12 protein-coding genes are annotated in these 12,873 nt (G+C 57.0%); 8 read left to right on the top strand and 4 right to left on the bottom strand.

The genetic code is table 11. The features are described 5' to 3' along the window. Nucleotides 1–19: 19 nt before the first annotated feature. Entirely contained in the window at nucleotides 20–1,228 is a 1,209-nt protein-coding gene (locus IE156_RS07700) for an MFS transporter (RefSeq protein WP_189391940.1), read from the bottom strand. A gap of 133 nt (nucleotides 1,229–1,361) precedes the next feature. On the opposite strand from IE156_RS07700, the gene IE156_RS07695 reads away from it, so the two are divergent. Continuing rightward, the gene (locus IE156_RS07695) at nucleotides 1,362–1,949 is read left to right on the top strand and encodes a TetR/AcrR family transcriptional regulator (protein WP_189391939.1); all 588 of its coding nucleotides are present in this window, start codon (nucleotides 1,362–1,364) and stop codon (nucleotides 1,947–1,949) included. A 183-nt stretch (nucleotides 1,950–2,132) separates the two neighbouring features. Here IE156_RS07695 and IE156_RS07690 read toward each other — a convergent pair whose 3' ends face one another. After that, nucleotides 2,133–3,653, bottom strand: a complete 1,521-nt coding sequence (locus IE156_RS07690; RefSeq protein ID WP_189391938.1) for a fumarate hydratase — start codon at nucleotides 3,651–3,653, stop codon at nucleotides 2,133–2,135. A gap of 39 nt (nucleotides 3,654–3,692) precedes the next feature. Beyond that, complete coding sequence (locus tag IE156_RS07685) at nucleotides 3,693–4,460, bottom strand: crotonase/enoyl-CoA hydratase family protein (protein ID WP_189391937.1); 768 nt, start codon at nucleotides 4,458–4,460, stop codon at nucleotides 3,693–3,695. Nucleotides 4,461–4,702: 242 nt separating this feature from the next. Here IE156_RS07685 and glyQ point away from each other — a divergent pair, with 242 nt between their 5' ends. The 7 genes from glyQ to IE156_RS07650 all read left to right on the top strand — a co-directional run bounded on the left by glyQ (nucleotide 4,703) and on the right by IE156_RS07650 (nucleotide 11,908). Next, on the top strand, nucleotides 4,703–5,608 hold the full coding sequence (gene glyQ / locus IE156_RS07680; protein ID WP_189391936.1) for a glycine--tRNA ligase subunit alpha: 906 nt from the start codon (nucleotides 4,703–4,705) through the stop codon (nucleotides 5,606–5,608). Beyond that, entirely contained in the window at nucleotides 5,608–7,740 is a 2,133-nt protein-coding gene (gene glyS, locus IE156_RS07675; protein WP_189391935.1) for a glycine--tRNA ligase subunit beta, read from the top strand. The genes glyQ and glyS overlap by 1 nt, the downstream gene beginning before the upstream one ends. Continuing rightward, nucleotides 7,740–8,279 carry a D-glycero-beta-D-manno-heptose 1,7-bisphosphate 7-phosphatase gene (gene gmhB, locus IE156_RS07670; protein WP_189391934.1) on the top strand — a complete coding sequence of 180 codons (540 nt, stop codon included), beginning with the start codon at nucleotides 7,740–7,742 and terminating at the stop codon, nucleotides 8,277–8,279. Before glyS ends, gmhB begins: the two co-directional genes overlap by 1 nt. A gap of 1 nt (nucleotide 8,280) precedes the next feature. Continuing rightward, nucleotides 8,281–9,030, top strand: a complete 750-nt coding sequence (locus IE156_RS07665; RefSeq protein WP_189391933.1) for a lysophospholipid acyltransferase family protein — start codon at nucleotides 8,281–8,283, stop codon at nucleotides 9,028–9,030. Then, entirely contained in the window at nucleotides 8,996–9,877 is an 882-nt protein-coding gene (locus IE156_RS07660) for a M48 family metallopeptidase (RefSeq protein ID WP_189391932.1), read from the top strand. Before IE156_RS07665 ends, IE156_RS07660 begins: the two co-directional genes overlap by 35 nt. A 29-nt stretch (nucleotides 9,878–9,906) precedes the next feature. Further along, the gene (gloA, locus tag IE156_RS07655) at nucleotides 9,907–10,302 is read left to right on the top strand and encodes a lactoylglutathione lyase (protein WP_189391931.1); all 396 of its coding nucleotides are present in this window, start codon (nucleotides 9,907–9,909) and stop codon (nucleotides 10,300–10,302) included. 376 nt (nucleotides 10,303–10,678) lie between these two features. Then, entirely contained in the window at nucleotides 10,679–11,908 is a 1,230-nt protein-coding gene (locus tag IE156_RS07650) for a spore maturation protein (protein ID WP_189391930.1), read from the top strand. A 169-nt stretch (nucleotides 11,909–12,077) separates the two neighbouring features. On the opposite strand, the gene rsmA is transcribed toward IE156_RS07650, so the two are convergent. Further along, nucleotides 12,078–12,869, bottom strand: coding sequence for a 16S rRNA (adenine(1518)-N(6)/adenine(1519)-N(6))-dimethyltransferase RsmA (rsmA, locus tag IE156_RS07645; RefSeq protein WP_189391929.1), 792 nt, complete (start codon nucleotides 12,867–12,869; stop codon nucleotides 12,078–12,080). Between the last annotated feature and the right edge of the window lie 4 nt (nucleotides 12,870–12,873).

The following is a 12,873-nucleotide window of genomic DNA, read 5'->3' as shown; positions in this document are numbered from 1 at the left end:
AAACTTTAGAAAAGAAACCTTAGAAGGCACAGGAAGGCGTGGCAGCAGATTGACGCAAGCGTTGATAACCGCAGCCGGCAAGCAGCAAGACCCCTGCAGCGGCGTACAACGCGACAGTGAAACCTGAGCGCGCTTCACCCATATCCACAAGCTGCCCCGATGCCGCCCCGCCCATTGCCACACCGACGTTCAGCCCCGCCAGCAACCAGGTCATGCCTTCAGTCAACTGTTGCTCGGACACCAGACGCTCGACCAAAGACATAGCCACAATCATGGTCGGAGCGAAAAACACCCCTGCCAGCAAGACAGCGGCAGCCAGTTCCAGCACACTGCCGACAAACAACAAGGGCAAAGTCGTGGCTGCAGTCGCCAACCCGCCCAACAAGAGCAGACGGTGCAACGGTGTGCTCAATTTCAATGCGCCAAAAGCCAGCCCAGCCAAACAAGAGCCCAAGGCATAGGCCGACAGCACCACACTGGCCGCCCCCGGCTGCCCTCTTTCCTGAGCAAAGGCCACACTGACAATATCGACGGTGCCGACAATGACGCCCATGGCCACCATGAGCAACGCCAACAAACGCACACTGTGGATCCGAAGAACTGAACGGCGGGCGCCCTGCCCCGGCTCGCGCACTTGAATTGCGGGTTCGCTCTCTTTTTGCAGCAACAAAGCCAGAACACCCGCAATCAGTAAAACAGCTGCCGCCAGCAAGCCTGCCTGCGGCGCTACCATGACGGCCAACCCCACCGACACGGGTGGACCAGCAATAAAGGTGACTTCGTCCAGTACGGTTTCCAAGGAATAGGCCGTCTGCAACTGGGTTTTTCCGCGATAGATTGCCGTCCAGCGGGCACGCACCATGGCCGACATACTGGGCATGAAACCAGCCAGCACCGCCCCAACAAACAGCAGCCAGTCGGGTGCCTGCCACCATGTCGCCGCCAGCAAGACCAGCAAACCCAAGACACTGATCGCCGTTGCAACAGGCAGAACGCGACTTTGCCCGCGCAAGTCCACCCAACGGGACACCTGGGGTGACAAGAGTGCGTAACTCAACACAAAGGTGGCGGACACCGCGCCCGCTAAGGCGTAGCTGCCGCCCAGTTGCGACAACATGGTAATGATTCCTATCCCAATCATGGGTAAGGGAATCCGGGCCAACAGCCCGGCCAGGGCAAAACCCCGTGTGCCCGGCGCGGCAAAAAGTTCTCGATAAGGCTGAGCCATCTCATTCTCCGTGAACGCCCGCTTGCCATGACACGGTGTTGCATCAACAATACATACAAGACGTATGTTTAAAATGATATATACATACGCCATGCATGTAAATATACATTCAGTCCGTATGTAAGGAGAAACTATGGCTCGCCGTACCCGTGCCGAGATGGAAGAGACCCGCGCCACCTTGCTTGCCACCGCTCGCACTTTCTTTGCAGAGCGTGGCTATGCCGAGACATCGATGGATGAACTGACGGCCCAGGCGGGCTTGACCCGTGGCGCGCTCTACCACCATTTCGGTGACAAAAAAGGCTTGTTGGCGGCGGTAGTCGATCAGATCGACGCGGAAATGGATGAACGCCTGCAGGCTATTTCAAACAATGCCGACGATGCCTGGGAAGGGTTTGTGCGCCGCTGCCATGCCTATCTGGAAATGGCGCTGGAGCCGGAAATGCAGCGCATTGTGTTGTGCGATGCCAAGGCAGTACTGGGAGGCGCATCACCCGAATCGCATCAGTATTGCGTGGGCTCCATGGAAGGTTTGATTCTGGCGCTGATGAATCAAGGCCGGATTGAACAGGCAGATCCCCACGCCCTAGCTTCCCTGATTTACGGTAGCCTGGCTGAAGCCGCATTCTGGATTGCTCAGGGAGAGGACGGCGATGCTCGCTTAGTGAAAGGGCTGGCAGCACTGGATTTGCTGCTGCGCGGATTGCTGATCAAGTCCTGAACGAGCAACACCAGAAAAAGCGAGGTACCTAGCAAAGCATAGGCTACGTAAGGGCTACACCAACGCCAGACAAAAAACCCGCATTAAATGTTGTACTGACTCTGCTTTTACAAGTAGACCAGGAACACTCATGCGGGTTTTTTATCTACAGCACCGGGAAGCCGGAGCCTCCCGATTCACGTCTTACACAGCGACCAAAGAGATCTCTGCAATACGCTTGCGCCACTCGGCAGGGCCGGTGTTGTGCACCGACACGCCTTGCGAATCTACGGCTACCGTCACAGGCATATCCTGGACATCAAATTCGTAAATGGCTTCCATGCCCAAGTCCTCAAAGGCCACCACTTTCGCGTTGCGAATTGCCTTGGAAACCAGGTAAGCGGAACCACCCACGGCCATCAGGTAAGCCGATTTGTGAGCACGGATCGCTTCAATCGCAGTTGGGCCACGTTCAGCCTTACCGATCATGGAGATCAGGCCGGTTTTGGCCAACATCATCTCGGTGAACTTGTCCATGCGGGTAGCGGTGGTTGGGCCTGCTGGGCCAACCGCTTCGTCACGCACGGGATCAACTGGGCCCACGTAGTAAATCACGCGGTTGGTGAAGTCCACGGGCAGGGACTCGCCCTTTTCCAGCATGTCCTGAATGCGCTTGTGAGCCGCATCACGGCCGGTCAGCATCTTGCCCGACAGCAGCAAAGTCTGGCCTGGAGTCCAGGAAGCGACTTCTTCAGGGGTCAACTCGTTCAGATTCACCTGGCGGGACTTGTTGTAGTCCGGTGCCCAGTGAATATCAGGCCAGGCCGACAGCGGTGGCGGTGTCAGCTCGGCAGGGCCATTGCCGTCCAGCGAGAAATGCACGTGCCGAGTGGCCGCACAGTTAGGGATCATGGCCACAGGCTTGGAGGCGGCATGGGTTGGGAAGGTGTTGATCTTCACATCCAGCACGGTCGTCAAACCGCCCAGGCCTTGAGCACCAATGCCCAGGGCATTGACCTTCTCGTACAACTCGATACGCAGCTCTTCCAGCTTGCTTTGCGGGCCGCGTTGCAGCAGCTCGTACATATCGATGTCTTCCATCAGGGCTTCTTTGGCCATCAGCATGGCTTTTTCGGCCGTGCCGCCCACGCCAATACCCAGCATGCCGGGAGGACACCAGCCCGCCCCCATCGTAGGAACGGTCTTGAGCACCCAATCAACCAGCGAGTCACTGGGGTTGAGCATCACGAACTTGCTCTTGTTTTCCGAACCACCACCCTTGGCTGCAACTTGAATGTCGACCTGATCCCCAGCGATCAATTCGACATTCACAATACAGGGCGTGTTGTCGCGCGTGTTTTTACGCGTGAACAAAGGGTCATTCAAGATCGAGGCACGCAGCGGATTGTCTGGGTTCAGATAACCGCGACGTACGCCCTCGTCACAGAGTTCCTGCAAGGAGCGCTTGGTATCAAAGCGCACATCCATGCCCACTTTCAGGAATACGTTGACCACCCCGGTGTCCTGACAGATGGGGCGGTGCCCCTCGGCACACATGCGCGAGTTGGTCAGGATCTGGGCAATGGCATCTTTGGCCGCCGGATTCTGCTCGCGCTCGTAAGCGCGGGCCAGGTGCACCAGATAGTCGGTGGGATGGTAGTAACTGATGAACTGCACCGCATCAGCGATGGACTGAATCAGATCGTCTTCTTTGATCGTGGTCATGGTGGCGTCTATATAAAAAACGAGATGAACAAGGGGAAACTATTTGCCCTGCCAGACAGGTTCGCGCTTTTCAGCGAAAGCCGTCGCGCCTTCTTTGGCGTCTGCAGAGGTGAAGATGCCAGCGATACGAGGGCGCTGCAGATCAAACAGATCCGACTGACGCCAGTCGCGCGACTGGGAAATAATGCTCTTGGCGGTCTGCACGGCCAAAGGACCGTTGGCAGCAATCTGGGCAGCCAATTCCAACGCCTGCTCGGTAGCCTTGCCTGGCTCGGCCAGACGGCTGACCAAACCGAGTTCTGCCATGCGGGCTGCGGGGTACATACCGCCGGTCAGCACCATTTCCATGGCCATGTGGTAAGGAACGCGGCTAGGCAAACGCACCATGCCGCCCGATCCGGGGACAATGCCGCGTTTCACTTCAGGCAGGCCAAAGTTGGCGCTATTGGCAGCCACAATCAGGTCGCAGGACAGGGCAATTTCAAAACCACCGGCCAGGCAATAGCCTTCCACAGCAGCAATCAGGGGTTTGGCAGGCGGACGCTCGCAAATACCGGCAAAGCCACGGTCGCCCACATAGGGACGCTGGCCTGTCTTGGCAAAGGCTTTCAGATCCATACCAGCGCAGAACGTATTACTCGCGCCCGTCAGCACGCCCACGGCAATACTGGGGTCGGCATCGAACTCATCCAGAGCCTGGGCCAGAGCCTGCGCGGTTTCCAGGTTGATGGCATTACGTGCCTCGGGACGGTTCAAGGTAATCAACATTACCTTGCCGATGCGTTCAAGCGTGACAAGTTCACTCATGGACCTAGCCTCCTTTAGACTGCTGCCCAAGCCTCGATTTCAAGATCAGGTCAGCAAATAAGCAGTATTTGGACAAACGCATATGATACGTCTAAAAACAACTTGACCGCCCGGTACACAGCGGCCTTGCCCATGCCCCGGACGGCCTAAAGTGGGCACTGTGGGCGCTTTTCTGCTGCTAGGGCGCAGTTCACGCTAAAATAGAAAAATTTTGCAGATTCTCGCTTTACTGGCCATTGCTCATGCTCACCTTTCAGCAAATCATACTTACGCTCCAGCAATACTGGGACAAGCACGGATGCGCTCTGCTTCAGCCCTACGATATGGAAGTCGGTGCCGGAACCTCTCATACGGCAACTTTTTTGCGGGCCATCGGCCCCGAACCTTGGCGCGCCGCTTATGTGCAGCCTTCGCGTCGCCCCAAAGACGGGCGTTACGGGGACAACCCCAACCGCCTGCAACACTATTACCAGTTTCAGGTCGTGCTCAAGCCCGCACCTGAAAACATTCTGGACTTGTATATCGGCTCGCTGGAAGCATTGGGTATCAACCCCAAAGCGCACGACATCCGTTTTGTTGAAGACGACTGGGAAAACCCGACATTGGGTGCCTGGGGTCTGGGCTGGGAAGTCTGGCTCAATGGTATGGAAGTCACTCAGTTCACTTACTTCCAGCAAGTAGGCGGCCTGGACTGCACGCCGACCACGGGCGAAATCACCTATGGTCTGGAACGTCTGGCCATGTACTTGCAGGGCGTGGAAAGCGTCTACGATCTGGTCTGGACCGAAGGCCATAATGGTCAGCGTATTTACTACCGCGACGTGTTCCACCAGAACGAAGTGGAGCAATCCACCTACAACTTTGAACACGCCAGCACCGAAATGCTGTTTGCGCATTTCAACGACTACGAAGCCGAAGCCAAGCGCATCATTGATGTTCCGCTGGCCCTGCCCGCTTACGAGCAGACGCTGAAAGCCGCGCACACCTTCAATATGCTGGACGCCCGCGGTGCCATCAGTGTGACTGAACGCGCTGCCTATATTGGCCGTATCCGCAATCTGTCCCGCGCGGTCGCACAGGCTTACTACGACTCTCGCGAACGCCTAGGTTTCCCCATGCTGAGCAACACATCCTCGGAGGCCAAATAATGAGCGCCTCCACGACACAGCCTTTGTTGATTGAACTGTTCACCGAAGAGCTGCCTCCCAAAGCGCTGCAACAGCTGGGTCAGGCTTTTAGCGAAGGTCTACAGAAAGTATTGGGTGAACAAGCCCTGCTGGCGCCGAACTGCGAAGTGCGCGCTTACGCGACGCCACGCCGTCTGGCCGCCTGGTTCAGCGCTGCCTACTCGCAAGCGGAAGACCAGCCTTACACCGAAAAACTGATGCCCGCCCATATTGGCCTGGATGCCAATGGCGAGATCGCTCCGGCCCTGGCCAAGCGTCTGGCCTCTAAAGGCTTGGGGCATCTGAAAGCCAGCGACCTGCTGCGCGAATCCGATGGCAAGCAGGATTACCTGTACGCCAGCGGCATTGCCACCGGCGCGGCCCTGAAAGACGGCTTGCAAGAAGCCCTGGAATGGTCGATTACCCACCTGCCCATCCCAAAAGTGATGCGCTACCAGTTGGCTGACGGCGTCAGCAGCGTGCGCTTTGTGCGCCCGGCGCATGGCCTGATCGCCTTGTGGGGTTCGGAAATCGTGCCGATCAGCGCCCTGGGTCTGCAAGCCGGTCGTCAGACACACGGCCACCGCTTCATGTGCGATGCCCCCTTCGACATCCGTGATGCCGACAGTTGGGCCACACAAGTCCAGGAGCAAGGTTGGGTCGTTCCGTCCTTCGAGGTTCGCCGCGAACAAATCCGCACCGATCTGGAAGCCGAAGCCAAACGCCTGAACGCCACCTTGGGCGACGATCCTGAAGTGGAAGCGCTGCTGAACGAAGTAACCGCCTTGGTCGAATACCCCACCGTGTACGTGGGTCAGTTTGACGAGCAGTTCCTGCAAGTCCCTTCCGAATGCCTGATTCTGACCATGCGTCTGAATCAAAAATATTTCCCGCTGTTTGACCCCGCCACGCAAAAACTGACCAATCGCTTCCTGATCGTCAGCAATATGAAGGTGGATGATCCCAAGAACATCATTGAAGGTAACGAGCGCGTGGTCCGCCCCCGTCTGGCGGACGCCCAGTTCTTCTTTGAAACGGACCGCAAACAAACCCTGGCCGAGCGCGTCACTACTTTGGCAGGCAGCGTTTACCACAACAAGCTGGGTTCGCAACTGGACCGTATCGAGCGTCTGCAGTCCGTCGCTGGCTACATCGCCCAGCAACTGGGTGCCAATGAAGAACACGCCCGTCGTGCCGCTCTGCTGGCCAAGGCCGATCTGAATTCCAATATGGTGGGCGAATTCCCCGAGCTGCAAGGCGTCATGGGTGCCTACTACGCACAAGGCGACGGCGAGCCCGAGGACATCGTGCTGGCCATCCGCGAACAGTATCGCCACCGTCTGGACCAAGCCGTCACAGCGGCCAGCCTGACCCAAGCCATTCTGTTCCTGGCCGAGCGTGCCGAGGTGCTGGTCGGTATCTGGGGTATTGGTCTGGCCCCCACGGGCGAGCGTGATCCTTACGCCCTGCGTCGTGCAGCTCTGGGCCTGATCAGCGCCTACGAACAACTGCAAGCCGGAGCCCAATTGAAGGCCAACAGCCTGAATCTGGATACCCTGCTGAACACCACAGCCTCTTTCTTCAAAGATGGCGTGCTGGCAGAAGACACCGTGCCCGCTGTTCAAGCTTTCATCTACGAACGCTACCGTAACCAGCTGAGCAATGATTACGAACGTAGCGTGGTTGATGCCGTGCTGGCTCTGCGTCCCCCACTGGAACAAGTTCACTCCCGTATCCAGGCTTGCGCCTCTTTTGCACAGCGTCCTGAAGCCGAAAGCCTGGCGGCCGCCAACAAGCGCGTCAGCAACCTGCTCAAGAAAGCAGAAGGCGAACTGGCTCCTCTGGACACTGCCCTGCTGGTCGAGCCTGCCGAGCGTGAACTGGCTGCCAAAATTGAAGCACTGCAACCAGTAGCTCAAGCTCAATTTGAAGCCGGCGAGTTTGATGCCTCCCTGGCCACCTTGGCCCAGGCCCGTGGTGCCGTGGATAACTTCTTCCAGGACGTCATGGTCATGGCTGAAGACCCGGCCATTCGCGCCAACCGTCTGGCCCTGCTGGCCAAGCTGCATGCTTTGATGAACCAGGTAGCGGATCTTTCCAGGCTGGCTAACTAGTGAAACTTGCCATTATTGATCGGGACGGTGTCATCAACCAGGACAGCGATGCCTTTATCAAGAGCCCGCAAGAGTGGGAGGCCATTCCAGGCAGTCTGGAGGCCTTGGCCCGCCTGACCGAAAACGGCTGGAAGGTGGTGATTGCTACCAACCAGTCCGGTCTGGCTCGTGGTTTGTTCTCCATGACTACCCTCAATGCCATCCATGCCAAGATGCGCCGCGAGCTGGCCCTGTTAGGTGGTTTTATCGACGCCATCTTTATTTGCCCGCATGGCCCCAAAGATGGCTGCACCTGCCGTAAACCTGCTACCGGCATGTTTCACGACATTGCTCATCGCTATGAAGTGAACCTGCAAACGGTCCCTTCGGTGGGCGACTCCTTGCGTGATTTGCAAGCAGCGTCCGAAGCGGGTTGTGCGCCCTGGCTGGTACAAACTGGCAAGGGCATGCGCACCTTGGAAAAAGGCGGCTTGCCTGAAGGCACTCGCATCGAGGCCGATCTGGCGGCTGTTGTCGACAAATGGCTACACGGAAACTGATATGGGCATTATCCGCGCTTCACTCTATCAACTCTTTTTGTTGATAACTGTTATTCCCTTTGCCATCCTTAGCTTGATATGCGCCCCCCTCCCCCTGGAATGGCGCTATCGCATTACGGCAGGCTGGCCACGTCTGGCTGTACTCGGAGCACGGTTCATTCTTGGCATACGTTGGCAGACCAAAGGCTGGGAAAACCTGCCCACGGGCAAAGCCATCATCCTGTCCAAGCATCAGTCTGCGTGGGAAACCTTGTTCTTTCCCGCCTATATGCCGCGTCAGGTCTGTTTTGTCTACAAACGCGAACTGCACAAGGTGCCCTTCTTTGGATGGGGGCTTGCCTTACTACGCATGATTCCGATTGATCGCGCCAAAAGCCGCGATGCCTTCGAGCAAGTCGTCAAAGTTGGGCAGCAGCGTATTGACGAGGGGCGCTGGCCCTTGCTGTTCCCCGAAGGTACGCGCACAGCGCCGGGTTCTACCGGTCGCTACAAGATGGGTGGCGCCTTGCTGGCCAGCCGCACCGGCACCCAGGTTATTCCTGTCGCTCATAACGCGGGCGAGCTCTGGCGTCGTAATGCCTTTATCAAGACGCCCGGTCTGGTTACTATCTCTTTTGGTCCCCCCATCGATCCTGCTGGACTGACCCCTGAAGAATTGAACCAGCGCGTGCAGACATGGATTGAAACCGAAATGCGCGTCTTGAACCCGGAACGCTATGACGGTCCCCCCGCAACTGGCTCTGTTTCCTGACACGGCCTTTCCCCACCCGGCGCAGCGGCCCGCAAAGCCGCCCGCTGGTTCTGCCTTGCCGCCCAACCGGGCCTTGACCATCCGGCCTGACACCTTGCCTGAAGGCGTTCAGTGGCAACAAGTCGAACTGGATGGCCACACTATTGGCTATCAACTCAAACGCTCTCGACGCCGTACCCTGGGTCTGACGATTAACGACAGCGGCCTGACAGTCGCCCTGCCTTCCTGGGTAAAGCTCAGCCAGGCTGAACAAGTCCTGCACACCAAAAGCGCCTGGATACTGCGCAAGCTGCATGAATACCAGCAGCGTCGCGAGCAACTGGCCTTACAAAGCCTGCAATGGGTCGATGGCGATATGCTGCCTTTTATGGGCGTACCCATCCGCCTGAGCCTGAACCCACAGATTCAGCAAGTTCAGTTTGAAGGCCAGATCAGCCAAGCTCAGCATGGCCAGCGCTTGTGCCTGCCCTTACCGGTGGATGCCGAGGCCCAGCGCGTCCAGGAACTGACCCAAGCCTGGCTGCAAAAACAGGCCCGGCTCTGGTTTGAGCAGCGCTTGGCGCACTATCTGGACTTGTCAGGCTTGAGCGCCAGAAAACTGCGCCTGGCGGCCCCCGCCAAACGCTGGGGCTCCTGCAATAGTGACGGCACCATTATGCTGAACTGGCGCCTGATACACTTTCACCCATCCATTATTGATTACGTCGTGGCTCACGAAGTCGCGCATCTGCAAGAGATGAATCATGGCCCTCAGTTCTGGGCTTTGGTCGAGGCTCTTTACCCTGACTTTGTCAATGCGCGCAATCAGTTACGACAATATGATCCAGGCACCCTGCCCCTGCTTTAAGGCAGGTTGAACTCTAGGAGCTCTACCTTATGCGTATCCTGCACACTATGCTGCGTGTCGGCAATCTGGACCGTTCGCTGGCCTTTTACACCGACGTGCTGGGCATGAAACTGCTGCGCAAGTCCGATTACCCGGATGGCCGCTTCACACTGGCCTTTGTGGGCTACCAGGACGAAGCCGAAGCCGCCGTACTGGAACTGACCCACAACTGGGACACCCCTTCCTACGATCTGGGCGACGGCTACGGCCACATCGCGCTGGAAGTGCCTGATGCCTACCAGTCCTGTGAGGACATCAAGGCGCGTGGCGGCAAAGTAGTTCGCGAAGCTGGCCCCATGAAACATGGCACAACCGTGATTGCTTTTGTGGAAGATCCGGACGGCTACAAGATTGAACTGATCCAGGCCAAAGGGCGAGTGGACTAAATCAAACAAAACCGGCCACAACACAGGCCGGTTTTTTTATGCTCCCTGGCTAATCCCAATGAATGGCTGCATCAACTCAAGCTGGTCCACACTAAGCTCAATTGCCGCAAATCACTCCAACCACCTGAAGTACTTTTTCGCTCCATACACTTTTCGCACTTGAAGGCTGGCTTCCCAAAACGATCACCTTCAGTTCATAAAGACTTCCATTCACTCGCTATCAGCTAATTTCAAGGTCAGAATCAGAGCAAGCTTGCTCGCTTCTTGCTTTGCGACTATTTGTGCCACTGACTTTACATACCGTAGCCGCTAAAACACGCCTGGATTCTGCGACAATCTAGCTTGGCTTTTCACTGCCCTGCCTACTGCCAACACTATGCTCAATACTCTTTGGCTGTTTTTCTTCCTGATTGCCGCCGTAAGCGGCTTTTACCAATGGTTGGTCGGGGGAAATAGCGAAATTTTTGCGCAGATGGTGCGCAGCCTGTTTGATATGGCTGCCCTGTCTGTCCAACTGATGCTACTGCTTTTTGGCACGCTGACGCTATGGCTGGGCTTTTTGAAGATTGCCGAGAAAGCCGGCTTGATCGATACCCTGGCCCGCTGGCTGGGGCCCCTGTTCAGCCGCTTGATGCCCGGCGTCCCCGCCGGCCACCCTGCTCTGGGGCTGATCACGCTGAACTTCGCAGCCAATGGCCTGGGCCTGGATAATGCTGCCACGCCTATTGGCCTGCGGGCCATGAAGTCGCTGCAGACACTGAACCCGCATCCCGATACGGCCACCAATGCCCAGATTCTGTTCCTAGTCCTGAATGCCTCGTCCCTGACACTGATCCCTATCAGCATTTTCATGTATCGGGCTCAGCAAGGGGCGCCGGACCCGACCATGGTGTTTTTGCCTATTCTGTTGGCCACCACCGCCTCGTCTCTGGCTGGCCTGCTTAGCGTCGCACTAGTCCAGCGCCTGCGTCTGTTTGATCCAGTCCTGATGCTGTGGTTTGGAGTGTTTGCCCTGATTCTGGGCTCCTTCATGGCCCTGCTAGCCACCTTGGGTGCCGCCGCCATCCAGTCCCTCTCGTCCCTGATGGGCAACCTAACCTTACTGTCCATTATCTGGTTGTTCTTGCTGCTGGGCTGGCGACGCAAAATTCCGCTCTACGAAACCTTTGTAGAAGGGGCCAAAGAAGGCTTTGGCGTGGCTCGGGACCTGTTGCCCTATCTGGTTGCCATGCTGTGTGCTGTGGGCGTACTGCGCAGCTCTGGCGCGCTGGATCTTGTGCTGGACATGATCCGCTGGCTGGTGAACCTAAGCGGGCTAGATACGCGCTTTATTGATGCCTTGCCCACTGCGCTAGTCAAACCTTTTTCAGCCGGTGCTGCGCGCGCCTTGCTGATTGAAACCATGCAGCATCATGGCGTGGACAGCTTCCCAGCACTATTGGGTGCAACGGTACAAGGCAGCACAGAAACCACCTTTTATGTCTTGGCGGTATATTTTGGTGCAGTAGGGATACAACGCGCCCGCCATGCCGTTTCCTGCGCCTTGATTGCTGATCTGGCAGGCGTGCTGGCCTCAATCGCGGTCTGCTATTGGTTCTTTGGCTAAGAACCTTGAACTCAGCGTGGGGATAACAAGCGTTATCCCTGCAGGCTCGATCAAGAACTCCTTAACACTCCAGTAGCGTGCCGCCTCACCGCCGCTCACCATGAAAAACACCCCAAAACTGGATCAATATCCAATTCTTGGGGTGCCGTTCATCACAAAATTTTGTCTATCAGGCGGCTTTTATGACACCTTTGTCCATCAAGTGATCCGCCAAGGCGATGTAATTCACCAACGACAAATCAGCAGGACGGCTGGTAGGTGCAATCTCCAATGCTTCCCAATCGATATGCGCCGCCCAGTCACCCAAACCACCACGCAGCATCTTGCGTTTTTGCGAGAAAGCCCGCGCCACCACCTGACTGAACACTCGGGCATCACGCGCCTGAGGACGGTCAGCAGCCAAGGGCACCATGCGCACCACGGCAGACACTACACGCGGTGGTGGATTGAAGGCCTCGGGTGGCACCTCAAACAACTTCACCATGCGATAGCGCGACTGCAACATTACCGACAAACGGCTGTAGTCCGATGAACCGGGCTTGGCCACCATGCGGTCAATCACTTCCCGTTGCAGCATAAAATGCTGATCCAGCACGGCGTCGGCATAGTCCAACAGGTGAAACAACAAAGGGCTGGAGATGTTGTAAGGCAGGTTGCCAACAATACGCAGGTCCGGGCCCAAGGCTCCGAAGTCTACCTTGAGCGCATCTGCCTCAATAATTTCCAGCTTGCTGGGTGAGTAATTGTTCCGCAACCGTGATGCCAGATCACGGTCAATCTCAACCACCCGCAAGCGCTCCAGCGCCTGCGTCAACGGCTGGGTCAAGGCCGAGAGGCCCGGACCAATTTCAACCATATTATCGACAGGCCTGGGGTCAACCGCACGGATAATCTGGTCGATGATGCCCTCATCTTCCAGAAAGTTCTGTCCAAAGCGCTTGCGCGCCTGATGCTGGGCCATGCTT

The sequence above is a fragment of the Alcaligenes pakistanensis genome (assembly GCF_014652815.1).
In the GTDB taxonomy this organism is placed as follows: domain Bacteria; phylum Pseudomonadota; class Gammaproteobacteria; order Burkholderiales; family Burkholderiaceae_B; genus Alcaligenes; species Alcaligenes pakistanensis.
Note: the sequence above shows the minus strand (reverse complement) of the source record. Positions and strands in the feature narration are given on the sequence as shown.

Bases quoted from the DNA above. Each gene is read 5' to 3' on its own strand.
- IE156_RS07700 (WP_189391940.1), bottom strand. From the start codon at position 1,228: ATGGCTCAGCCTTATCGAGAACTTTTTGCCGCGCCGGGCACACGGGGT.
- IE156_RS07695 (WP_189391939.1), top strand. From the start codon at position 1,362: ATGGCTCGCCGTACCCGTGCCGAGATGGAAGAGACCCGCGCCACCTTG.
- IE156_RS07690 (WP_189391938.1), bottom strand. From the start codon at position 3,653: ATGACCACGATCAAAGAAGACGATCTGATTCAGTCCATCGCTGATGCG.
- IE156_RS07685 (WP_189391937.1), bottom strand. From the start codon at position 4,460: ATGAGTGAACTTGTCACGCTTGAACGCATCGGCAAGGTAATGTTGATT.
- glyQ (WP_189391936.1), top strand. From the start codon at position 4,703: ATGCTCACCTTTCAGCAAATCATACTTACGCTCCAGCAATACTGGGAC.
- glyS (WP_189391935.1), top strand. From the start codon at position 5,608: ATGAGCGCCTCCACGACACAGCCTTTGTTGATTGAACTGTTCACCGAA.
- IE156_RS07665 (WP_189391933.1), top strand. From the start codon at position 8,281: ATGGGCATTATCCGCGCTTCACTCTATCAACTCTTTTTGTTGATAACT.
- IE156_RS07660 (WP_189391932.1), top strand. From the start codon at position 8,996: ATGACGGTCCCCCCGCAACTGGCTCTGTTTCCTGACACGGCCTTTCCC.
- gloA (WP_189391931.1), top strand. From the start codon at position 9,907: ATGCGTATCCTGCACACTATGCTGCGTGTCGGCAATCTGGACCGTTCG.
- IE156_RS07650 (WP_189391930.1), top strand. From the start codon at position 10,679: ATGCTCAATACTCTTTGGCTGTTTTTCTTCCTGATTGCCGCCGTAAGC.
- rsmA (WP_189391929.1), bottom strand. From the start codon at position 12,869: ATGGCCCAGCATCAGGCGCGCAAGCGCTTTGGACAGAACTTTCTGGAA.